Source organism: Streptacidiphilus carbonis (assembly GCF_000787775.1).
GTDB lineage: Bacteria > Actinomycetota > Actinomycetes > Streptomycetales > Streptomycetaceae > Streptacidiphilus > Streptacidiphilus carbonis.
This window is the reverse complement of the sequence record NZ_BBPM01000010.1, coordinates 110,471-133,699: the sequence shown is the minus strand read 5'-3', so window position 1 is coordinate 133,699 and position 23,229 is coordinate 110,471. Positions and strand designations below refer to the sequence as shown.

Below are 23,229 nucleotides of genomic sequence, written 5' to 3'. Positions count from 1 at the left end.
GATGGCTGGGGCCGCCGGTCAGTCGATGCCTTCGATGATGCGGAAGTCGCGCTCGACGCCGTCGGGGAGGGCCGGCAGCGCCTTTTGGTATGCCTCGCTCTCGTATGCCGCGACGGCCTGTTCAAGGCTGTCGAACTCGATCAGAACGACGCGTTGGGTGATTCCGGCCTCGTGGGCGACGACTCGGGCGCCACGGGACAGGACGCGTCCGCCCCCGGCCTGGACAGCCGGACGCGCCAGCTTGTCGTAGGCAGTCAGACTCTCAGGGTCGGAGATGGCGGGGTAGACACTGACCCAGTAGCCCTTGGCCATGGGAGCCTCCTGTGTTGGGCCGGACGGCGGCCGACTTCGAATTGACACCCAGATCGGTCGATCCCGGCGACGGGTACTGCGGTCGGTGGAATCGTCATATGCGCAGGTTAGGGCTTGATGTGCGGTCGAGGGAAAGACCGGTACGGGATAGACTCAGAACGGATCGTTATCAATCGGCAGGGGGTCACGTGGCGCCGGATACGGTGAGCCTGCGGTACTTCCTGGTGCTGGCGCAGGAGTTGAACTTCACCCGTGCGGCCGCACGGATCGGGATCGCACAGCCCGCACTCAGCGCCCGGATGCGCCGATTGGAGGCGGAACTCGGCACCGCCCTGCTGGCCCGCAACACCCGTAGCGTCGTACTGACCACGGCCGGTGCGGCTTTGGCGGAGTCCGCGCCGCCCGCGCTGGCGGCGCTGGACCGGGCATGGGACACCGCCCGGAGCGCGGCGGCCGGGGAGCTGGGCACGCTGCGCATCGGATACAGCCTCAGCACCGGGGCCGAGACGGTACCGGCCCTGGTGGACAGGCTGATTCGCGGCAACAGCGGCATCGAGGTCGGCGCGGTCCCGATGGCGACACCGGAGATCTCCCCCGCGGTCGCCGACGGCCGCATCGATGCCGGGGTCACCCGTGGTGAACAGCCGGGCCGTGGCGTGCGCCGGATCCTGCTGCGGCGTCAGCGCGTCGGGGTCCAGCTGGCGCAGCACCATCCGCTGGCCGAACACCCGGTGATCGAGATCGCCGACGCCGCCGCGTATCCGCTGCGACTCCCGGACCGTGCGACCAACCCCGTGATCCACGATCAGTTGTCCGCACTGTTCCGAGACACCCGACCACACCCCCGATTCCACACGCCCGCGGTCTCTTTCGACATGTCTCAGCGCGACCTGCGCGACGGGATCACCCTCGCCCCGGCCGGAGAAGCCGCGGTCACGGTGCAACCGGCCGGTCTCACCTGGCGACCGCTGCGGGGCGCGCCCAGCCTGACGATCCACCTGGTCCTCCCACGCGAGCAGTCGCCACTGCACCACCGCGTCCGTGCCGTCGCCAAGGCCCTGGCGCAGGAGCTGCACTGGCTGCCGGACTGACGTAAGAGGGGGACGGACGCCTGCGGTGGCGGGGCCGAGGCCCTTGCGCCCGGCGGACCTCGCCGTGATGACGACGACGGCGGATCAGCATCCGATGACCGCCCCGGGCCCCGGTCCCCGTTGTACACAAAGCCGTCCGACCGAACGGCCCCGCCTGGTCCTGCGGTTCGCGATGAACAGCCCCAGGGCGATGGTCACCCCTGTCACCTCGGTTCCGGAGTCGGCCGTCAGCAAACCGTCAAGTGCAGCGGGGGCGGGCCATCAAGGGGGCCGAACAGGATCGGTGGAGTCACTTCCACCACCTGACAAGGGATAGGTCATGGGCATGCTCCTGTACCGGCTGGGCGCCTTCGGCGCACGACGCCGGCGCACGATGATTGTCGGATGGCTGATCGTACTGGCGGCTGTCATCGCGCTGGGGATCTCGATCGGCGGCTCGCTGCAGAACACCAAGTCCATCCCTGGCTCCCCGGCCCAGACCGCGCTGACGCGGATGGACCGAGAGTGGCCGGCGCCGGACCAGGACAAGCAGTCCGCGCAGATCGTCTTCCAGGCGCCGCCCGGTCACAAGCTCACCGAAGCCGCACTCGCCGGGCCGCTGCGTGCCAGCCTGGCCGCCGCGAGGGAGGTCGCCGGCGTCACGGGAGTCAGCCCGCCCGGCTCCAGTGCGCTGTCGCCCGACGGGCGGACCGAGGTGGCCGACGTGGTCTTCAGCACCAAGAAGGATGCTGACGTGCCCGCCGCGACTCTGGATGCCCTCAAGGGCACCGGGACCACCGCGGAGCGGGCTGGGCTCACCGCCGTCTACGGCGGTGACGCGTATGCTCCGACGAACTCCCCGATCGGTCCGACCGAGCTGATCGGCATACTCGTCGCCCTCGCGATCCTGTTCATCACGATCGGTTCGATGCTGGCGGCCGGGTTGCCGCTGCTCACCGCCATCTTCGGAGTGATCGGCAGCATGATGGCGATCCTGACCGTGGCCTCGGCGGTGGGCATCTCCGAGAACGCCCCCACCCTGGCGACCATGATCGGTCTCGCGGTCGGCATCGATTACGCGCTGCTCATCGTCTCGCGGCACCGCGCGCAACTGGCCGCAGGGCTGCCGGTCCTGGAGTCGGTGGCGAAGGCCACCGCGACCGCGGGCAGCGCCGTGGTCTTCGCCGGAGCGACCGTGCTCATCGCCCTGGCCGGGCTGTCGGTGGCCGGCGTACCGATGCTCACCTCCATGGGCCTGGCCTCGGCGGGTGCCGTCGCGATGGCCGTGCTCATGGCATTGACACTGCTACCCGCCCTGCTGTCCGCCTTCGGTCGCAGGCTCGTTCCCAAGTCCGGCTCCAGGGCGGCCCATCTGTCCGACCCGGACAGGACCACGATGGGCACGAGGTGGGTCGGCGGTGTCCTACGCCACCCGATACGCAATCTCATCCTCGTGACGCTCGGGCTCCTGGTGATCGCCGCCCCCGTTCTGCGGTTGCAGATGGCCCTGACCGACGACGGCTCGAACGCCAAGTCGACGGTCACCCGCCAGGCGTACGACATGATCGGCCATGCCTTCGGGCCCGGCGCCAACGGGCCTCTGGTGGTTCTCGTCGAGAGCACGAACGCGACGGCCACGTCGCAGACCGCCGCTGCGGTGGAAGCGAGACTCCATGGCGTCAACGGCATCGCGGAGATCAGCGGCATCGACACGGCCGACGACCGCACGGCCGCCCGGATCCAGGTCACCCCGACCACCGGCCCGCGCAGTCAGCAGACCCGCGATCTCGTCTCCCGTTTGAACGTGGCCGTCGCACCAGTAGCCCGCCAGAACGGCAGCTACGTCGCCGTAACCGGCCAGACCGCCGTCGGCATCGATGTCGCCACCAAACTCAGCGGCGCGCTGATCCCGTTCGCTCTCGTCGTCGTGGGCCTGTCGCTGCTGCTGCTGATGATCGCGTTCCGATCCATCGCCATCCCCGTCAAGGCCACTGTCGGATTCCTGCTCTCTCTCGGCGCCGCCTTCGGCGCGACAGTCGCCGTCTTCCAATGGGGCTGGCTCGCGGGCCTGCTCGGGGTGCCCAGCCTCGGCCCGGTCGCCAGCTTCGCCCCCATCATCGTCATGGCCGTGCTGTTCGGACTCGCGATGGACTACGAGGTGTTCCTGGTCTCCGCCATGCGCGAAGACTACGCGCGCCGCGGGGACGCCCGCCGCGCGATCCTCGTCGGGGCCCGCAACGCCTCCCGGGTGGTGACCGCCGCCGCCCTGATCATGGTCGCCGTCTTCGTCGCCTTCCTGTTCGGCAAGGACCCCGACGTCATGCCGATCGCCTTCGGACTCGCCTTCGGCGTCCTCGTCGACGCCTTCGCGGTCCGGATGACCCTGGTGCCCGCGGTCCTCGCCCTCCTCGGCGACCGCTCCTGGCAGATCCCACGCCGACTCGACCGCTTCCTGCCACACCTCGCCGCCGAGGGTGAGAGCATCACCGCTGGGGCCGGTAGCGCGGACAGTGCCGCGATCGGCGACGACCTGGAAACGGAGACAGTGGCGCGATGATCGATCCTGCCGGTACCTCGGCCGACGCCGGTGTCGATCGTGTCCTGGTCATCGACGACGATCCGGGTATCCGGCAGTTGCTGATCTCCGCACTCGCTTTCGCCGGGTTCGATGTGGACGCGGCGGGTGACCTGGCCGAGGCGCTTGCCCAGGTCGCCCGCCGCCCACCCGATGTCATCGTCCTGGACGTCATGCTTCCCCGGGTGGACGGCTTCGAGATCCTGCAGCTCCTGCGCGACCGGGGAATCACGGTCCCCGTGCTCTTCCTCACCGCCAGGGACGCAGTGGAGGACCGGGTCCGAGGCCTGCGTCTGGGCGGCGACGACTACGTCACCAAGCCGTTCAGCGTCGTCGAGGTCGGAGCCCGCCTGCAGGCACTGCTACGCCGCGCCCGCGGCGGCCAACCCGCCGACCATGAATCCACGCTGCGCTGCGGCGATCTGGAACTCGACGACCTGCGCCACGAAGTGCGCCGCGGCGGCGAAACGGTCGACCTGTCGCCCACCGAATACCGGCTCCTGCACCACCTGATGGCCCACCAGGGCCACGTGCTGTCCCGGTCGCAGATCCTCGAAGCCGTCTGGCAGTACGACTTCGGCGGCGACTCGGTCGTCGTTGAACGCTTCATCTCCAATCTCCGCCGCAAGATCGACCACGGGCGCGCCCCGTTGCTGCACACCGTCCGCGGCGTCGGCTACACCCTCCGGCAGAAGGCCGTCCGATGAACCTGGCAGCCATCCACGGCCGGCTGCGTCCGTCCCGAGCCAGCGTCCGCCTGCGCATCCTCGCCGGACTCGCACTTCTGCTGGTGACCGGGCTGACAGCCAATTCGGCGATCGGCACGCTGCTACTGAGTGACTACCTCCACAATCGCTACACCCGCACCTTGCAGGACAACGCCGCCCGATTGCGGGCCGTCACCGCCCAGGCCCCGCGAATCGCCGACAGCGATCTGCTCTCCGCCCTGCTGAGCCCGCCGTACGGCAGCATCGCCCTCGACGGGCAGGACCGGATACTGTCCTCCAGCGGATCGGCCGACCTCGCGCCCGGGCCGCTGGTCCGCGCGACGGCCGCCGTCCCCACAGGCCGTGTCGTCGACTACGACAACGCAGGCGGCCACGACGACCTCAGCGCCATCCGCATTCCCAGCCCCGGCCTGGTTCTTCAGCGGACCGGGCATTCCCCCGTGCGGCCTGCCGCCCTCATCCTGGTCATCGACACCTCCGTCGACAACTCCACCACCGACACCCTCTTCGCCCGCCAGTTGGCGATCGCCGCCGCCGCCCTGGTCCTGCTGCTCGCCCTTGCCGTCCTCGTCCTGCGCGTGGGCCTGCGGCCGCTGGCCACGATGGCCGACAGCGCAGACACCATCGCCGAAGGCCACCTGACCGAACGCCTTCCCACCCGCGGAGACCGCAGCGAAACGGATCAGTTGGCCGAAGCGGTCAATCGCGCATTCGACGCGCAGGCCCGTGCCGAAGCCGCGGTCCGCTCGCTGGCCGCCGATACCTCGCACGAACTACGCACCCCGCTGTCGACCATTTCCGGCTGGCTCGACCTGCACCGTCAGGGCGGCCTCACCGGGCCCCGCCTCGAGGCCGCGCTCGTCCACATCGAGAACGAGGTCGGCCGCATGCGGCTGCTGGTCGAGGATCTTTCGCTGCTGGCCCGCCTCGACGCGGGCCGACCCGTCGAACAGGCTCCGCTCGACCTCACCGCGCTGGCCGCCGGCGTCGTGGACGACGCGCAAGTGATCAACCCGGCCCGCGGCATCACCCTGACCGCCACCGGACCCGCACCGGTGACCGGCGACGCCGCCCGCCTGCAGCAAGTGCTGCGCAACCTTGTCGGCAACGCCGTCCAGCACACGCCGCCCGAGACCGACGTGCACGTCACAGTCGCCACCACACCCGGATACGCCCAGATAGAGGTGGCCGACAACGGCCCCGGTATTCCACCGCAGGACCTGCCGCGGGTCTTCGAACGATTCTGGCGTGCCGAGGCCAGCCGCAGCCGCGCCTACGGCGGATCCGGCCTGGGCCTCGCCATCGTGGAAGCGATCATCCACGCCCACCAGGGCCAGGTCTCGGTGCGATCCACCGTCGGCGTCGGCACCACCGTCACCGTGCGACTCAAAGGCACGCACTGAACTCCTCGCACGACGGGTTCGCCCAACTCGCCCAAGCTCTCGCCGTTCCACGTGAGCTTCGATCGGCACGTCCGTCACCGCCGCCTACCTGGCCGCGTGCGACCTTCCCGTCAGCCCTGGCCCGGACACCGTCCTACCGCTGGCACGCGCCGCCCGCGACGGCCTGCCCGTACTCGCGAGGTCGCCGCCCACCTCAAGACCTGGACGAGCTGACCGCGGCCCCCCTGGGATTTTGCTCCGAGGGTCCCGCGCAGTTCGGCCAGGGCCTGGTGGAGCAGGACCGGCAGTCCTGTTCAGCCGATGGGTTGTGGGGTGAGGGTGGTGCGGTCGAACGGGCCGCCGTGCGCGGCGGCGTACGCGATGGCGTCGTTGACGGCGTCGAGGTCGAACGACCGTACCCGCTCGGGGCCGAGGTCCAGCGCGCCCGAGGCGAGGAGCCGGACGATGCCCGCGTTCGCCGTGCGCGGGTACATCCACTGCCCGCTCACGGTAACGGAGTTGCGCATGATCCACGGGTACGGGAGCGCAAGGTCCTCGCCACCGAGCATGCCGACACCGCCCATGAGGACGACGCGGCCGTACTCGCGCACGGTCATCGCCGCTGTACGCGTCGCCGAGCTGGGTGCGCTCGGCGGGAGCAGGTCGATCACCATGTCGATCGGGCCGTCGCCCGCCGCGGACATGGCCGCGCGGTCGACGGCCTCGTCCCCGGTCAGCGGGACCGGGCGGACGCGCGGACCGAACCGGTCGCGGAGGAGGTCGAGCGCGGCCCGGTTGCGGCCTGGGGCGACCACGCGGCCCGCCCCCATCGCGAGCGCGACTGCGACCGCACTGCTACCGAGGTTGCCGGTGGCCCCGCTGACGAGCAGCGTCTCCCCGGCTGCGAGCCGGCCGGCCAGCAGCCCGCCGTAGGGGATGGCGTGCACGCTGAGCGCGGCCCAGCGGGCCGGGTCCTGCCCCGCGGTGGCGGGCAGCGGGAAGACGTTCTCCGTCGGAACCCTCATGAGTTCGGCGAACGACCCGTCGTGCAGGTACCGGGCGAGCCGCGCGCCGCCCTCGCCCCGGGAGCTCCAGCCCTGGAGCGTGATGTCGGGGGTCAGGGCGTCGTCCCGCGAGCGCACCGTGCAATCGCACCACACCAGGTCGCCGGCTCGCAGTCGGGTGGCGTCCGGGCCGACACGGACGACCCGTCCCACTCCGCCGATGCCTGGCACGACGGGAGGGACCAGAGGGTAGTTCCGTTCGCCGCTGAAGACCTCGGCCGCGTAAGGCGGCACGCAAGCGGCGAGCACCTCGACCACCACCTCGCCACCGCCCGCCTCGGGGTCGGGCACCTGTCGCACCGTGAGCGGGGCGCCGAACCCTGTCAGTATCGCTGCTCGCATTTGCTGGCCTCCATGTTCGTCCGAGTTCGCAGGACCGACCCTAGGAGCCGGACAGACATGCGGGAAGCGATGATCTGGCATCCGTGGTATGCCTAGGACGCATGGACATCTCCACTTCCGCCCTGCGGGTTCTGCGACAGATAGCGGAGTCCGGCAGCTTCACCGCCGCAGCCGCCCGGCTCGGCTACACACAGTCGGCGGTCTCGCGCCAAGCCGCCTCCCTCGAACGGAGCGCAGGCACGACCCTGTTCGAACGCCGCGCCGACGGAGTGCGGCTCACCGCCGCAGGGCTGACCCTGCTGCGGCACGCCCGCACGATCCTTGAGTCCGTCGCGGCGGCCGAGCGCGACCTCACGGGCGCCGTCCCGCAGACCGAACTCGTGCGGCTCGGGGTGTTCCTGAGCGCCGGCGCGGCGATGCTGCCCGCCGCACTGGCACGGCTCGCGGCGGCCGACCCCCACATCACGGTCACCACGATCGAGGGCACCACGCCCACCCTCAGCCGGGCGCTGCGTGCCGGCTCGATCGACCTCGCCCTGCTGACGTCCCGTCCGCCCCACCGGCCGTCGGACGGGGAGTCGCCCCGGCTCCACGTCCAGACCGTCGCCGACACCGAACTGGCCATCGCGGTGCAGTCGACCGGACAGTTCGCCGGCCGGACCACCGTGCACGTCGACGAACTGATCGACGTTCCGTGGATCTCCAGCCCCGCCTCGAACTCCGAATCGCTGCTGGGTGTCTGGCCCGGCCTGCCCGGACGGCCGCGGATCCTCCACTCCGCTCGCGACTGGCTGACCAAGCTCCAACTGGTCGCCGGCGGCTTCGGCGTGACGACGGTTCCGTCCCGGCTCTCGCCCGCCCTGCCGGTTGGGGTCAACCTGCTGAACGTCGAGGGAGCACCCCCCGAAATCCGCCGAGTGCTGGTGGCACGCCTCCCCGGCCGGCCCACCCCTGCGATCACGGCGGTCACCAGAGCGATCACCTTGACCGCCTGACACGTCCTGCCGGGCACCAACTGCCCACCGGTCCATCCGGGCGGGGCCGCGGTGACGCGGCGCAGACAGCCGCGAATGTCAGACCCCGCTACTAGGCTCCCAGCCATGCGAGAACTCATCGATGCCCTGGTCCGGTCCGCCGAACGAGAGGACATGGAACTCTACGGAGTGCACATCTACCGCCGTGGTGCCGAGCCGGTCGAACGCAGGCTCCGCTCGGACGACCGAATCGACGTGCGGTCGGTCTCGAAGACCTTTACGTCCGTAGCGCTCGGCATCGCCGAAGCCGAAGGCCGCCTCGCCCTGGACGACCCCGCCCTCACGTACTACCCCGAGCTGGCCGGCTCTGCCGCGCCCGGCCTGGACCAGGTCACACTCCGGCACTTGCTCATGATGACGTCCGGCAGCCCGGTCCTCGAGCTGGCCGACGACCCTGTCGGGGTTCCGGACCCGGCCGCTGACTTCTTCGCGACCCCGCTGGCGCACAAGCCCGGCACGTATTTCAGGTACGCCGGCATCGGCCCGTACGTAGCGGCCCGCGCCCTGCGCGCCGCGACCGGCGCCAACATCCGCGACTACCTGCTGCCCCGCCTTTTCACCCCGCTTGCCATCCACAACCCCCAGTGGCACACCTGCCCCCTCGGCCACCCGATAGCGGAGAGTGGCCTCTACCTGAGGACCTCCGAACTGGCCCGCTTCGGCCGCCTCCTGCTCGACGAGGGCCGCCACGAAGGCCGCCAGCTGGTCCCCGCCGAATACTGCGCGCGAATCGCGACCGAGACCGTCCCGACCATGCAGGACCCGACAGACGAAGGCTTCCGCCTCTCGGACAGTTACGGCCTGGGCATCTGGTGCACCCCCGGGGAAAAGACGTACAAAATGGCAGGAAGATACGGCCAGCTCTGCATAGTCTCCCCGGACAAGGAAGCGGTGGTAACCGTAACCGCGCACGTGGAAGGGGGCTCCGAGGGAACCTCCATAACAGCCCTCATAGACGAAGAGATCGTAGCCCGCCTGTAAAGGCAAGTGTTCCTCGGATGAAAGAGAGTGGCGGCTCGCAGCCCGTGGAGCGGCAGGGGGAGACGGGTACCACCGGCGCTGCGGGCGGCGGCGTTGGTCGCGCGAGCGGGGAAGTGCCGAGAGACGAAGACACTGCCGGTCCCGGTGCGGGTGCGCCGGGACCGGCAGAGCCGAGCCGTCACTGGGTCAGGGCAGGTTCCACTTCTGGGCGTTGGTGCCGTTGCAGGTGTAGATCTGCAACTGGGTGCCGGTGACGGTTGTGGATCCCGGGTCGTCGAGGCACTTCCCGGAGTTGGGGTTGACCAGGGAGCCGGAACTGCCCGGCTGCCACTGCTGCGCTCCGGTTCCGTTGCAGGTGTACCACTGCACCTTGGTGCCGTCAGCGGTGCCGCTGTTGCTGACGTCCAGGCAGCCGCCGAGCACTTGGAGGGTGCCGTCGCTGCCGACCGTCCAGCTCTGGGCGGTGGTGCCGTTGCAGGTGTAGAGGTCGATCGGGTTCCCGTTGGTAGTGACGCTGTGCAGGTCGTCGACGCACAGGCCGCTGCTTACACCGGAGGTGATCGGACCGGTCGCCGGGGTGCCGCCTCCTCCGCCTGCGGTACTGAAACCGACGGCGAAGACGTGCAGTGCCCCCGCGCTCACGGCCGACGGCAGCCGAACGCTCGTCACCGTCTTCCCGGCTGTCAGCGTGACCGGCGCACTGCTGAACAGGTAGGTCTTGACCGTGTCGGAGGTGGTGCCCGCCTGGTTGCGGTAGGCGGCCGTGGCCGCGACAGTGCTGCCGGACAGCGCTGTCGCCGAGCCGCCGTTGAGGGTCCAGTCGGAGAAGGCCAGGGGGACGGACTGGGTGCTGCCGTCGGTGAAGCTGACGGTCGCCGTTCCCGAGGAGGGCCCGTTGCTCGCCGAGCCGAGGAAGGAGATCGCCCCCGAGCCCGACGCCGGGATTGTCTGACCGTTCGCCAGGTAGTTGTCCGGCTGGCCCGCGGCGACATCGGGCCAGGTGTAGGTCACCGCGCCGGCGCTGACCGTGCCGCCCGGGTCGACCCCGGCCGTGGCCAGGGCTGTGGCGGAGTAGCTCCAGCCGCCGCCGTCGAAGTCGGCCGAGGAGGAGGCGGAGTCGGCGGAGACGCCGATGTTGCTGTAGCCGGGGTTCCCGGCGTAGGAGGGCGGCGCGGCCGAGGCGGCCGAGGCCCAGGAGGTGTTGGCGGTGGTGCCGAGGGTGAAGCCCAGAGTCCCGCCACCGCTGATCGCGCCGGCCGGCGCGTAGGCGTTGTTCCAGCTCGACCCGTTCCAGGTGGCGGACTGGACGTAGGGGGCGTTGTCGGCCGCGCCGCTGCCGTTGACCGTCAGCGTGTTGCCGGACGGCAGGGTGATCAGGGCCTGGGTGAACATCGGCGAGCCGAGGGCCAGGTCGGCGGTGCCGGGGGTCTCCGGGTACAGGCCCAGCGCGGACCACACGTACCAGGAGCTCATCTCGCCGAGGTCGTCGTTGCCGGCCAGGCCGCCGGGTGCGTCGGTCCAGATCTGGTCCTGGACCTGTCGGACCACCTGCTGGGTCCTGTACGGCCGGCCGACGTAGTCGTACTCCCAGGGGATGTTGAGGCTGGGTTCGTTGCCCAGGTCGGTGTACCCGTTGCCGCCGGTCAGCGAGGAGAGGTCGGTGTCCAGGAAGGACGCCAGCTTGCTGTCGCCGCCCATGGCGGTGGCCAGGCCGTGCACGTCGAACGGCACCATCGGGGTGTACTGCCAGGAGTCGCCCTCGACGAAGTCGGTCCCCGAGGTGGGTGAGAAGCCGGCGGTCCACGTGCCGTGGGCATCGCGTGGCTGGATGAAGCCGCTGCTGTAGTCGAAGAGGTTGTGCCAGTCCTGGGCCCGGTTCGCGAAGGCGGTCTGGTGTGCGCTGTCGCCGAGTGCCCCGGCCAGGGCTGACACGGCGAAGTCGGCCGAGTCGTATTCCAGGGTGGTGGAGGCCGGGCCGTAGAAGTTGCAGCAGCCGTAGCTTCCGTCGCTCGGCAGGTAGCCCAACTGCTCCAGGTAGGTCAGTCCGGGGCGGTTGTTGTTGGTGCCGGTGGCCTCGGCGACCATGTCGTTCAGCGCGGTGGCGCTGTCGAAGCCGGTGGCGCCGAAGGCGTGGTAGTCGGCCAGGATCTCGTCGGCCGGGTCGCCGACCATGACGTAGCTCTCGCCGTTGTCCTCGGACCACTTGGGGAACAGGCCGGTTTGCGCGTAGTCGTCGACCATGGACTGCGCGGTGTCCGAGGCGGCCTGCGGGTCGACCAGCGCTTCGAGTTGGGCTTGTGAGCGGTAGATGTCCCAGCCCGAGTAGTTGGCGTAGGCGGCTTGGTGGCCGGAGTCGACGGTGTGGGTCTTGCCGTCGAAGCCGTAGTACTGGCCGTTGCTGTCGCTGATCACGTTGGGGTGCAGCAGGGAGTGGTAGAGCGCGGTGTAGAAGACTGCCTGTTGGGCGGCGGTGCCGCCGGCGGTGGAGACCCGTCCGAGTACCGAGTTCCAGTCGCCCAGCGCTGCGCTCTGGGTGGAGCTGAAGGTCCAGTTCGGGTTCTCGGCGGTGCGGTTGGCGACCGCGTTCGCGGTGGAGACGTAGGAGATGCCGACCTTGGCCTGCACCACCGGGTTGCCGGTGGTGTTGAAGGTGACGTAGCCGTCGCTCGCTGCGGCCTGCGGAGTCACCGTCTTGGGTGCGACCTTGGAGGCCGGGGCCTTCCCGTGCAGTGTGGGCTTGTTCTTCGGCTCGGGGGCGCTGGGCGCGACCCCGGTCTTCGCCGTGGCGCTCGGGACGGCGTCCTTGACCGCCGCCGTCCCGTTGGTGGCGAATGGCTGGTCGAAGACCATGTCGAAGTACACGGTGTACGCGTTGCCCGCACCGCAGAATTTCCCGCTGGTGACCTGGCCGCTGACCTCGGTGTCGCTGACCACGTTGAACTGGGTGTTGGAGTCGCCGTTCTGGCTGCCCGTCAGTTTGAAGACCAGGTTGGCCTGGGTGGTGGACGGGAAGGTGAACCGAGCCATCCCGCTGCGGGTGGTGGTGGTCAGCTCGGTCTTCACCCCGTTGTTCAGTGAGACGGTGTACGAGCCCGGCGTTGCCGACTCGTTGGCGTGCGAGAACGCGTCCGTCGCGCTGGTGCTGACCGCACCGACGGTCGGCAGCACCGGTATGTCGCCGCCGGCCCCGCAGCCAGGGCCGGCGATATGAGTGAGGCTGAAGCCGGTGATCGACGAGTCCTTGTACTCATAGCCGCCGCCGTCCGGACGGGAGGGGGTGTCAGGGCTCCACTGCACCATGCCGAACGGCACGTCCGCGCCGGGGAAGTCGTCCGCCGTGTTGGAGGTGCCGATGAACGGGTTCACCAGCGAGGCGGGTGCGGTGACCAGGGCGGCCTTAGCGGCCGGGGCCGCCGCGAAGGCCGTAGGCGAGCCGGCGCCGTAGGCGAGCAGAGCTCCTGCGGCGAGGAGGGCGGGTAAGGCCCGGTTCTTTCCACGTAGTCGTGGCATGGTTGGGTCATTCCTCTCTGACAACGTTGTCAACGTTCTGAGCATGACAATAAGTTGAACCCAATGCCGTTTACTGTCAAGACAGTTCACACCGGCTGCCGTCGGTGTTGGCGCTGCGTTGCACAGCCGACGCGGCGCTTAATGGTCGGCCCTGCAAATCCTTCAGGGGTTGACTCCGGAACCTGTGTCGCGCGTGGTGCAGGGGCAGGTGCTCCCGTGGGAACGGGGGTTGTGACGGCTCTTGTGAGCCGCCGCCGCATTTCAATCGCCGCGGGCGTCGACTGGCGCCTCGTGGTCTATGGCGGCGCCTTGCACGCCTTCCACCACCCGCCGGTCGGCCATCCCGTGGTCCCCGGCGTCGGCTACCACCCGCGGCACGCACAGCGAGCCTGGCGCGATGTCGTCGACCTGCTCGCCGAGTGCCTGCCCGTGACGGAGTGATCTGGTCAGTCCAAGCTCGGGCGCCCGCTGACCGCCGCGATGCCGGGGCTCCACGGTCACGGCGGGCGGGGAAGGCCGCGGCTTACCAGTGATCCACTTCGGCCGATCGGCTTGACCGCCATGCCCCTCCGCACTGCCTGTCCGATAGCCCCGTTCGCCGACGGTCCGGGCCACCTGGACGGCCTTTCGATCTCCGGGAGCATGCTCCCAGACGGATCCCTTTCGGATGGCAATCGGGCATTCACACCCCGGGATACCTGCGCGGGCGCGAGGCTCGACCTCCAGGGGACCGAGGGGCACCGAAGGGCAGGAGTGGTGAACGTGGCCGGGACGAAGGCAGGTCTGCGCGGCGGCGCCGAGATTCTCAGCGCGAGGCCGCGCTGCCAGTTCGAGGGGCTGCCGCTACGCCCCACACCCCCGCTGGGGGCTGTGCGGCGCTCACGGCTGCTGCGGGAGCGCTTGCGCGAGCGGTTCCGCAGTCTGCCGCAACCCGGTGGGCGCTCCGCCTACGAGGTGGGCGATTGGGTGCGGGTCAAGGACACCGACGCCGTCAAGGCCACGCTGGACGACCGCAACCGCCTGCACGGCCTGTGGTTCACCGACGGCCAGTGGGCCTTCTGCGGGCGCACCTACCAGGTCGAGCATTCGGTGCGACGCATGGTGGACGACCACTACCGGATGCGCCGCATCTCACGCACCGTCACCCTGGCCGGCGCGACCTGCCTGGGCCCGCACGGCGACCAAGGATGCGGCCTGGCCTGCGCCCTGCTGTTCCGCGACGACTGGCTCGAACCCGCCACCGCAGAACTTGCGGAGCCGCGCCCGTCGGCGGCCTACGCCACGGTCCGACCGCTCGCCGAGATCCAGGCCACCCTGGACGCCCACGGCACCCTGGACGGCGTCCCCTTCCAGCCCGGCATGGCTGCCCACACCGGCACGCGGCATCCGGTCCTCACCCACGTCCAACACCGTGCCCTGCCACGGTGGCAGCATCCGACCGGCGACTGGTACATCCTGGACCGACTGCGCTGCTCGGGCCAACCCCTGGCGGGTAGCGGCTGCGACCGCCAGTGCGGCCTGCTGTGGCACCGCTCCTGGCTGGACCTCGACGAGTCCTGACACCCCGGACGAGCAGACCCTGCCCGCGCGATGCTCGTGCCCGAGCCGCTTCAATGCCGCGATCGGTTCGCCCGCCCGGCGTCAGCCGGCGGTCAACCGCGACCAGCGCCTGCTCCAGCAGCACCGGACAGAAGGTGTCCGCTACTGAACTTGATCGAGTGGTGCCGGTCAGCCGTTGGTGATCAGGTCGGTGCCGGCGGGGCAGCCGTCCACGAGGTGCGGGCGACACTGGCTCTTCTTGGTGGCGGCTGCCGCCGCCGGGCCACCGACTCGCTCAACCGTGACATCCGGCCCGCCTGGCGGGGCCGCTACGGCGAGATCGCGCGCGTGGCCCACGCCGGTGGGTATCCTGATCGGCTTGAGCACCGGCTTGGCAGCCGGATCGGTCCTGCGCGGCAGACGCTCATGAACTGCATCGGGCGGCGCCGAAGCTGCGTGGCCGGCACCGGCCTGATCATGGACGGCTGACCGATATCACGCATTCAAGTTCAGTAGCGCCGGTACCTTGTTGCTTATGAGCGAGACGATTACTCCCTTCCGGATCGACATCCCCAAGGCCGATCTCGACGAGCTTCGTGCCCGGCTGTCGGCCACCCGCTGGCCGGCCGAACTGCCCGGCGTCGGGTGGAGCCGCGGCGTGCCAGTGGCCTATCTCAAGGACCTGACCGAGTACTGGCGCACGTCGTACGACTGGCGCGCGCATGAGGCCGAGCTGAACGCGATACCGCAGTTCACCACGGAGATCGACGGGCAGAACGTGCACTTCCTGCACGTGCGTTCGGCCGAGCCGGACGCCATGCCCCTGATCCTCACCCACGGCTGGCCGGGGTCGGTCGTGGAATTCTCCAAAGTCATCGGCCCGCTCACCGACCCCGCCGCGCACGGCGGTGACGCCGCGGATGCCTTCCACCTGGTCATCCCTTCGCTACCCGGTTTCGGCTTCTCCGGGCCGACCCGCGAGACCGGCTGGAACACCGGCCGGGTTGCGGCGGCCTGGGCGGAGTTGATGAGCCGGCTCGGGTATCGGCGGTACGGCGCTCAGGGTGGTGACCTGGGTGCGTTCGTTGCCCCGGAGCTGGGCCGGGCCGCCGCCGACCGGGTGGTGGGGGTGCACGTCAACGCTGCCACCTTCGGGTTCATACCTTTCGGGGACGTGACGGATGAGGAGCGGGCCACCTTCACCGACGCGGAGCGGGCGAGACTGGACCGGCGCAAGAACTTCCAGGACGACGGGCGCGGCTACTTTGAGGTCCAGGCCACCCGCCCACAGACCATCAGCTACGCGCTGAACGACTCACCGGTAGGCCAACTCGCATGGATCGTAGAGAAGTTCAAGGAGTGGACCTTCCCCGCCGCTGAGTTGCCCGAGACCGCCGTCGACCGCGATCTGCTGCTCACCAACGTGATGCTGTACTGGCTCACAGGAACGGCAGGCTCGGCTGCGCAGATGTACTACGAGAACATGCACTCCGGTACCTGGCACTCGGAGCCCGCCACCACGCCCACCGGCGTCGCCGTGTTCGCCGAGGACGTCGCGATCCGTCGCTACGCCGAGTACAGCAACAACATCACCCACTGGTCGGACTTCGACTGCGGTGGCCACTTCGCGGCAATGGAAGCGCCGGATCTCCTCGTCGCCGACGTGCGGAAGTTCTTCGGCGCACTGCGCTGAGCGTTCGGCTGCCGTGCGGGTCCCGAGGCCCAACTCCCAAGAGGGACGGCATGACGCTGCTGCACGCCCAGAGCCCTCAATCGTGCGACCCTTGAACGCCAGTTGCGACCCCCTGCGACCCCCTGGGAGCCGCTGGGTAGCCCGCCCGTACTGACACGGTGCCCCCGGCGACTCCGTCGGTACCGCGTGGGTCACTGTTGCAGCGCAGCCCTGACGGTGTCGGCCAGCGCGGTGGTCGGGCGGCCGATCAGGCGGGAGAGGTCACCGGTGGCCACCGCCAGCTCGCCGCGGGCGATGCCGGCGTCCACGTCGACCAGGGTCTCCGCGAACGGCTGCGGCAGGCCGGCGCCGAGCAGCAGTTCCACGTGCTGCTCCGGCGTCAGCTCCCGGTAGACCACCGGCCGGCCGGACTGCGCGGCCACCTCGGCGGCGTACTCGGCCAGGCTCCAGGCGGTGTCGCCGCTCAGCTCGTAGGCCCGGTTCTGGTGGCCGTCGGTGGTGAGGACGGCGACCGCGGCCGCGGCGTAGTCCGCGCGGGTGGCGGAGGCGACCCGGCCCTCGCCGGCGCTGGCGAACACGGCGCCGTGCTCCAGCGTCTGGCCCAGGGTGCCGGTGTAGTTCTCGGTGTACCAGCCGTTGCGCAGCAGGACGAAGGGCAGGCCCGAGGCGCGGATCGCGGCCTCGGTGGCGTGGTGCTCGTCGGCCAGACCGAAGGTGGCCAGGTCGCCGCCGAGCACGCTGGTGTAGCCGAGCAGGGCGACGCCCGCCTTGGTGGCGGCGTCGATGACGGCCTGGTGCTGCGTGACCCGTTGGCCGATCTCGCTGCCGGAGATCAGCAGCACCCGGTCCCCGGCGGCGAAGACGCCGTCCAGCGTCTCGGGGCGGGAGTAGTCGGCGGTCCGCACCTGGAGCCCGCGGGCGGCCAGGTCGGCCGCCTTCTCCGCGGAGCGGACCACGACCGCGACCTGGTCGGCCGGGACCCGCTCCAGCAGCCCTTCGACGACAAGGCGGCCGAGCTGCCCGGTGGCTCCGGTTACGACGATCATGACGGCTCCCAAAGTGAGGTGATCTCTGTGTCACCGACACTAGGCTTGAAGCTAACCATTCGAAAGTACCCACTTTCAGGTAAGGTACTGACATGCAAGTAAGTAGCAGTGGATCCACGTTCTCGGCCCTCTTCGGCGAGCGGGGCGCCGACGTCTACAGCCGGATGTGCCCGTCCCGCGAGGTGCTGGAGCATGTCACCAGCCGCTGGGGCGTGCTGGTGCTGGCGGCGCTCAGCGAGCGCACCTACCGGTTCAGCGAGCTGCGGCGCAAGGTGGACGGCGTCAGCGAGAAGATGCTGGCGCAGACTCTGCAGATGCTGGAGCGGGACGGGTTCGTGCTGCGGCGCGCGTTCCCGGTGATCCCGCCGCACGTCGAGTACAGCCTGACGGCGCTCGGCGCGGAGGCGGCCGAGTTGGTGGTGCAGTTGGCCGTTTGGGCCCAGCGGCGGGTGCCCGAGGTGCTGGCCGCGCGAGCGGCGGCTGGTGGGGGAGTGTGACGGATTTTCGGCTGCGGACCACAGTGTTCGACTTTCGCCGTTTCACAGCTTCGACCGGGACGGTGTGCCCTTCTTCGTCAACGGCCCCTACGACGATCCTGAGGCGGTGCTGCGGAGGCTGCGGTGCGCTCGGCTACGACGGTTTCACTTCGAGGTCGCCTTTCCCCGAGCAGCCGTCGCGACGGAGCTTGTCCGGACAGCGCCGGTAGCCGCCGGGGCATGGGAGCCCGAACGGCGGTTCCCACCCACCCGGGGGGTGGTCCCAGCAGCCCACCGGTCGCGTTCGCGAGGTGGGACCAGCGGACGGCGGTCCGGCCGCGCTCCGGAACGCGAGCGACGCTGATGAGCTCCGCCACCGGGGATGAGCCGCAACGAGTGACCGCCGCCTCACTGCTCTTGTCCGGGCGTGTGGAGCGCCTGCTCGCACCAGATGGTCTTGCCGGTCGTGCTGTGGCGGGTGCCCCATCGCTGGGTGAGCTGAGCGACCAGGAGCAGGCCGCGGCCGCCCTCGTCGAAGATGCGGGCCCGCCGCAGGTGGGGGGCGGTGTTGCTTCCGTCGGAGACCTCACAGATCAGTGCCGTGTCACGGATGAGCCGCAGCTGGATCGGTGAGCTGCCGTAGCGGATGGCGTTGGTGACGAGCTCGCTCACGACCAGTTCGGTGACGAAGGACGGCTCCTCCAGCCGCCACATCTCGAGCTGCTCGGTAGCCAGTGCTCGCGCCCGTGCGACGAACGTAGGGTCGGCGGGGATGTCCCAGGTGACGACCTGGTCGGACGAGAGCGCACGCGTGCGGGCGAGCAGCAGGGCGACGTCGTCGGCCGGGGGACCTGCGAGCAGGGCGTCCATGACGGTGCCGCAGACGGCGTCCAGCGAGCCCACCGAGCCGGCCGGGTCCAGCGACTCCGCGGACGACGCCAGGGCCTGACGAAGCCGGTCGAGGCCCTGACCGAGGTCGAGCTCCCGGGAGTGGACCAGGCCGTCGCTGTACAGCGCCAGGACGCTGCCTTCGGCCAGTTCGACCTCCGTGGTCTCGAAGGGCAGGCCGCCCACGCCGAGCGGGGGGCCGGCATGTCCGCTGACCGCCGTCACCGCACCGTCCGGAGTGATCACGAAGGGCTGCGGATGGCCCGCGCTGGCGAGAGAGCAGCGGCGGGAGATCGGGTCGTAGATCGCGTAGAGGCAGGTCGCGCCCAGCTCCCCCGTCGTCGATTCGTAGGCCCTGGGCAGATGGATGACCAGGTCGTCGAGCTGGGTGAGGAGCTCGTCGGGTTGTAGATCGACGTCGGCCAGCGTGCGCACCGCGGTGCGCAGCCGTCCCATGGTGGCGGCCGCATGGATCCCATGACCCACGACGTCCCCGACCACCAGGGCGACCCGCGTCCCGGACAGCGGGATCACGTCGAGCCAGTCGCCTCCCACCCCCGCCCGCGTGCCCGTGGGCAGGTAGCGGTAGGCGATCTGCACCGCAGGCTGTTCGGGCAACTGCTGTGGCAGCAGGCTGCGTTGCAGGGTCAGCGCGGTCTCGCGCTCACGGGTGTAGCGGCGGGCGTTGTCGATGGCGACGGCGGCCTTCGAAGCCAGCTCCTCGGCGTCGGCAACGTCCTCCTTCTCGAACGGCTTGGACCCGTGACCACGCCAGAAGGTGACCGCCCCCATCAGCAGATCCTGCTCGAACAACGGGGCGATGATCAGCGAGTTCATGCCGTAGTCGAGGACTCTGCCTGCCTCCTGACGGTTACCGGCCTGCCATGCGGTTGACGTACGCAGGTCACGGACGAACATCGCCCCCGAGCCTGAGCGTCCGGTCAGCGGGACGGGCAGCGCCGACTGGACCGACCCGCCGACGGGGTCCAGTGGGGCATCGTCGCGCACACCCTCCCTCGCCACGCGCCGCAAGGGTGATCCGTCACCGGACGCCGGTTCGCCGCCCTGCAGTACGGATACCGCCAGGTCGACGGTGGCGAAGTCGGCGAACCGCGGTACGGCCACCCGCACCAGTTCCCGGGCGGTCTGCGCCACGTCGAGGCTGGTGCCGACCGCCATGCCCGCGTCGTAGAGCAGCCGGAGCCGCCGGTGGGCCTCCTGTGCCTGCTCAAGGCTGCTCTCCAGTGAGCCGGCCATGGTGTTGAACGCCGTCTCCAGCTGCCCGATCTCCCGCGCGCCGGTTCGCGGCATGCGGGCGGTGAGGTCGCCCTCGGCCAGTTGGGTCGCCAGACGGGCCGCTCTGCGGACCGGCCAGACGACCACCCGGGTCATGTAGCCGGAGTAGGCGGCGATGAGCAGGACGGACGCCCCGATGCCGACCGCGGCCGCGATGGTCGCGTGCTGGGCGTCCGAGTCGGTGGTGGCCTCGCGGGCCGTGAGGGCAGCGCTCTCCGTGGTGGTGTAGCGGTCGAACAGACTGCGCAGCGCGTCGACGCGCCGCTTGCCGTCCAGCGTCACCGCCACACTGCTAGCTCGCGGGTCGCCCCGCTGCGCCATGTTGATCACGGGCGTCGAGTAGTCGCGGATGTACGATTCACCGCCCTGGGCGATCTGCTGCGCGAGACTCCGCTGGGCGGTGGAGGTGCTGATGCTCACGAGCTCCTGGGCCTGTGCGGGGAAGTGACCCTGTGAGACGTCCCACGCCTGGAGGAACACGGGCTGCCGGCTGATCACAAAGCCGCGCTGGTGGGTCTCGACGTCGAGGACGAGGTTGTCGACCAGCCTGGCCTGGTTCTCCGCCGCCACGGAATGCCGTTCCGCCAGATTTGCGTCCCGCAGGTCGTTGATCGACCAGAACAGCACTCCGAAGGCAACCGCGACCAGTACGGCGAGGAGGGCACCCGCCAAAGCCGTCAGGGCGAACAGACCGCGTCGCGCAGCCTTGCCCGGCCCGCCACCGTCCGCCATAGGGGCCCCACACTCCGCCGCCGCCCCGAGCAGCAGCTGTTCGAACGCGAACGTCATGACCATATTACGACCGGCACCTCGGCGGCCGCCCCCCGGATTCTGCCCCTTGCCTGCGGCGTCCCCGCCGGGGGCAGGTGCAGAAGACCGTCGACACAACGGCCCGGTCTCCTGCGACACGCACGCAGCGCCGCATCCCCGACCCGCCGACGGGGGGCGCGGGTCCGGCTGGAACCTGCTGAATCACGTTGCAGAGGTCGAACGTCCGGTCCGACCCCGGAAGGGAAGAGGATCAACGTTCGGCTCGCCCCGACGTAGACCGATCCGCACCGCGCGGCCGGGTCGTCCACCGGCTCGCAGAGCGGGATACGCGCGGGGCACTGCTCGCAGTCAGACCGGTCTCACGGCTCGCAGAGCGAACATCAACGGTACCTTCGGCTGGTGCTCGGGCAGCCGCCACCAGCCGCCTTCACCGGGGACCATGGCCGCGAAGCGGGGCCAGGGCAGCAGGTCCGTCTCGCGCAGAACGTCCAGCCGCAGCCCCGCACCCGCCACGGCTTGGACGACATCGCCGAGTCCGTGGCGCCACTCGTAGCTCACCGTGGCCCCGTCCAAGGGCGGTCCGTCGGTGTACGTGCGGGGGTTGTCGATCCGCAGTGGCCCTCTGCCGCCCAGGTAGTCGCGGCTCAGCCGCAGCTGCCCGGGTTCCTCGTCCGGCTGGGGAGTGGGGCCAAGGGAGTTGAGCAGCGGGTGGAACTCCACCAGGTACAGCATCCCGCCGGGCTGCAGCAGCGCGTGCACGATCTGCGCCCAGCGGTTCAGGTCGGGGAGGTAGCACAGGGCGCCCTTGCCGGTGTAGACGACGTCGAAGCGCCGTCCGCCCAGCGCGGCGACGGCGTCGTGCACGTCGGCGTGGACGAACTCCAGGCTCGCTGCTGTCCCGGCGGCCAGCTTTCGGGCCTGTGTGATGGACTCGCGGGAGAAGTCGAGCCCCACCGTGTGCTGGGCACCCTGCTCGGCCAGAGCGCGGGTCTCGGTGCCCAGGTGGCACTGCAGATGCAGCACATTGCGCCCCCGCAGGTCGCCGAGGTCCGACCACTCGAACGGCGCGAACCAATCGGTGCCCGTTCGGGAGCCGTCCAGGCCGTAGAAGTCGCTGGCGGCGTGCACGGGCGTACGGGCGTCCCAGTTCCGCTCGTTGGCTGCCAGCATCTGCGGGAGGGTCGGCTCACGACCTGGCTGCGTCATGAGGACATTCCTACCCGATCCGATCCACCGGGACGACCTCCGACCGCCTGAGCCGCGCGGCACAGGGCGGCCACCGGGCGCACACCGGGCACCGTCAAGATGGCGGCGATCCGAATGGGGCCGTGGCCCAGGCGGACCGACCGTGTCTGCCCCCCCGATCCACTACGGCAGGGTGTGGCCGGCCGCGCGGAAAAGGCGGTACCACTCCTCACGGGTGAGTGGAAGCTCGGAGCCGGCAGCGCACTCGGTGACCCGGTGCGGATTGGTGGTGCCGAGCACGACCTGCATATTGGCCGGGTGGCGGGTGATCCAGGCGACGGCGACGCCGGTGGGCGTCACCTCGTACTTCGCGGCGATCTCCTCCAGGGCGGTGTTCAGCTCCGGGTAGTTCTCCCGGTCGCCGATGAAGACGCCGTCGAAGAAGCCCTTCTGGAACGGGGACCATGCCTGCACGGTGATGCCGTTGAGGCGCGCATGGTCGAGCAGACCGTTGTCGCGGTCGACGGACTGGTCGAGGCCGGCCATGTTCGCCGCGACACCAGAAGCGATCATCGGGCAGTGCGTGATGCTCAACTGCGCCTGATTGACCACCAGCGGCCTGCGTACGGCGGTTTTGAGGAGTTCGATCTGTCCGGGCGTGTGGTTGGAGACCCCGAAAGAGATGACCTTCCCGGCCTCGTGCAGTTCGTCGAATGCCTGGGCCACCTCCTCCGGCTCGACAAGGGCGTCGGGGCGGTGCAGCAGCAGCATGTCGAGGTAGTCGGTGCGCAGCGCGGCAAGCGACTCCTCGACGGTGCGCAGGATGTGCTCTTTGGAGAAGTCGAAGAACCCGGGGCGGATGCCGACCTTGCTCTGGATGACCACCGACTCGCGCTCTGCGCCGGTCAGTTTGACGGCCTGCCCGAACCGCTCCTCGCAGGCGTGCCGCGACGGACCGTAGATGTCGGCATGGTCGAAGGCGTTGATGCCGGCGTCGCGGGCGCTGCCGTACAGGGCCCTGATGTCCTCGTCCTGGAGTTTTGCGATGCGCATGAGTCCGAGGACGACGTTCGAGGCGTTGGCCTGGGTATGGGGAATAGGGAGCATCTTCACGCGATCATCCTCGCCCAGGCGACGGGGCGGGCGCCAGTTACGGACGGCGTGTTCCCGAACAGATATCCGGGGCAGACGCACCAGCGCGGCGCCTGGCTGCGACGCCGGTCCGGGATCCCGCAGATAAGACAAGGGCTGACGCTTGGATCCAGCGGACCCCGCTCAGCCGAGCGGCCTCAGGGTGTCACGCCCGGTGGGCTCGGCGCCCCCTGCGCGTCCGTCAT

The 23,229-nt window shown here is 70.0% G+C and carries 17 protein-coding genes and 1 pseudogene; 11 read left to right on the top strand and 7 right to left on the bottom strand.

The annotated features are described in order from the left end of the window. Window positions 1-18 precede the first annotated feature (18 nt). A complete protein-coding gene (locus TR46_RS10505; RefSeq protein ID WP_042397383.1) occupies window positions 19-312 on the bottom strand; it encodes a DUF1330 domain-containing protein in 294 nt (97 codons plus the stop codon). A 188-nt stretch (window positions 313-500) separates the two neighbouring features. Between TR46_RS10505 and TR46_RS10500 the strand changes: the two genes are divergently transcribed. From TR46_RS10500 to TR46_RS10485, 4 genes are all read left to right on the top strand, one after another. Continuing rightward, complete coding sequence (locus TR46_RS10500) at window positions 501-1,403, top strand: LysR family transcriptional regulator (RefSeq protein WP_042397380.1); 903 nt, start codon at window positions 501-503, stop codon at window positions 1,401-1,403. A gap of 319 nt (window positions 1,404-1,722) precedes the next feature. Continuing rightward, window positions 1,723-3,939, top strand: a complete 2,217-nt coding sequence (locus tag TR46_RS10495; protein ID WP_042397377.1) for an MMPL family transporter — start codon at window positions 1,723-1,725, stop codon at window positions 3,937-3,939. Continuing rightward, window positions 3,936-4,664, top strand: a complete 729-nt coding sequence (locus tag TR46_RS10490) for a response regulator transcription factor (RefSeq protein ID WP_042397373.1) — start codon at window positions 3,936-3,938, stop codon at window positions 4,662-4,664. Before TR46_RS10495 ends, TR46_RS10490 begins: the two co-directional genes overlap by 4 nt. Next, complete coding sequence (locus TR46_RS10485) at window positions 4,661-6,088, top strand: HAMP domain-containing sensor histidine kinase (RefSeq protein ID WP_042397371.1); 1,428 nt, start codon at window positions 4,661-4,663, stop codon at window positions 6,086-6,088. Before TR46_RS10490 ends, TR46_RS10485 begins: the two co-directional genes overlap by 4 nt. Before the next feature lie 293 nt (window positions 6,089-6,381). On the opposite strand, the gene TR46_RS10480 is transcribed toward TR46_RS10485, so the two are convergent. Continuing rightward, a complete protein-coding gene (locus TR46_RS10480) occupies window positions 6,382-7,473 on the bottom strand; it encodes an alcohol dehydrogenase catalytic domain-containing protein (RefSeq protein ID WP_084718239.1) in 1,092 nt (363 codons plus the stop codon). A 101-nt stretch (window positions 7,474-7,574) separates the two neighbouring features. Here TR46_RS10480 and TR46_RS10475 point away from each other — a divergent pair, with 101 nt between their 5' ends. Further along, complete coding sequence (locus tag TR46_RS10475) at window positions 7,575-8,468, top strand: LysR family transcriptional regulator (protein ID WP_042397368.1); 894 nt, start codon at window positions 7,575-7,577, stop codon at window positions 8,466-8,468. A 105-nt stretch (window positions 8,469-8,573) separates the two neighbouring features. Continuing rightward, window positions 8,574-9,488, top strand: a complete 915-nt coding sequence (locus TR46_RS10470) for a serine hydrolase domain-containing protein (protein WP_042397365.1) — start codon at window positions 8,574-8,576, stop codon at window positions 9,486-9,488. A gap of 186 nt (window positions 9,489-9,674) precedes the next feature. Here TR46_RS10470 and TR46_RS10465 read toward each other — a convergent pair whose 3' ends face one another. Beyond that, the gene (locus TR46_RS10465; protein ID WP_052432695.1) at window positions 9,675-12,998 is read right to left on the bottom strand and encodes a lectin; all 3,324 of its coding nucleotides are present in this window, start codon (window positions 12,996-12,998) and stop codon (window positions 9,675-9,677) included. Between the two features lie 267 nt (window positions 12,999-13,265). Here TR46_RS10465 and TR46_RS10460 point away from each other — a divergent pair. The 4 genes and pseudogenes from TR46_RS10460 to TR46_RS10445 form a co-directional block, all read left to right on the top strand. Then, window positions 13,266-13,439 (top strand): annotated as a pseudogene (locus TR46_RS10460) (dienelactone hydrolase family protein); the annotation flags it as partial. A gap of 321 nt (window positions 13,440-13,760) precedes the next feature. Beyond that, a complete protein-coding gene (locus tag TR46_RS10455; RefSeq protein ID WP_152626400.1) occupies window positions 13,761-14,558 on the top strand; it encodes a hypothetical protein in 798 nt (265 codons plus the stop codon). Window positions 14,559-14,708: 150 nt separating this feature from the next. Continuing rightward, window positions 14,709-15,026: a hypothetical protein gene (locus TR46_RS40895; RefSeq protein WP_152626399.1), complete on the top strand. Its 318-nt coding sequence runs from the start codon at window positions 14,709-14,711 to the stop codon at window positions 15,024-15,026. Window positions 15,027-15,072: 46 nt separating this feature from the next. Next, the gene (locus tag TR46_RS10445) at window positions 15,073-16,230 is read left to right on the top strand and encodes an epoxide hydrolase family protein (protein WP_042397352.1); all 1,158 of its coding nucleotides are present in this window, start codon (window positions 15,073-15,075) and stop codon (window positions 16,228-16,230) included. A 191-nt stretch (window positions 16,231-16,421) separates the two neighbouring features. On the opposite strand, the gene TR46_RS10440 is transcribed toward TR46_RS10445, so the two are convergent. Further along, complete coding sequence (locus tag TR46_RS10440; RefSeq protein WP_042397348.1) at window positions 16,422-17,276, bottom strand: SDR family oxidoreductase; 855 nt, start codon at window positions 17,274-17,276, stop codon at window positions 16,422-16,424. 92 nt (window positions 17,277-17,368) lie between these two features. On the opposite strand from TR46_RS10440, the gene TR46_RS10435 reads away from it, so the two are divergent. Further along, the gene (locus TR46_RS10435; RefSeq protein ID WP_042397345.1) at window positions 17,369-17,773 is read left to right on the top strand and encodes a winged helix-turn-helix transcriptional regulator; all 405 of its coding nucleotides are present in this window, start codon (window positions 17,369-17,371) and stop codon (window positions 17,771-17,773) included. Between the two features lie 387 nt (window positions 17,774-18,160). Here TR46_RS10435 and TR46_RS10430 read toward each other — a convergent pair whose 3' ends face one another. The 3 genes from TR46_RS10430 to TR46_RS10420 all read right to left on the bottom strand — a co-directional run bounded on the left by TR46_RS10430 (window position 18,161) and on the right by TR46_RS10420 (window position 22,999). Beyond that, window positions 18,161-20,725, bottom strand: a complete 2,565-nt coding sequence (locus TR46_RS10430; RefSeq protein WP_161790110.1) for a SpoIIE family protein phosphatase — start codon at window positions 20,723-20,725, stop codon at window positions 18,161-18,163. A 330-nt stretch (window positions 20,726-21,055) separates the two neighbouring features. Then, complete coding sequence (locus TR46_RS10425; protein WP_042397342.1) at window positions 21,056-21,913, bottom strand: class I SAM-dependent methyltransferase; 858 nt, start codon at window positions 21,911-21,913, stop codon at window positions 21,056-21,058. A gap of 162 nt (window positions 21,914-22,075) precedes the next feature. Beyond that, entirely contained in the window at window positions 22,076-22,999 is a 924-nt protein-coding gene (locus tag TR46_RS10420; protein ID WP_161790114.1) for an aldo/keto reductase, read from the bottom strand. Between the last annotated feature and the right edge of the window lie 230 nt (window positions 23,000-23,229).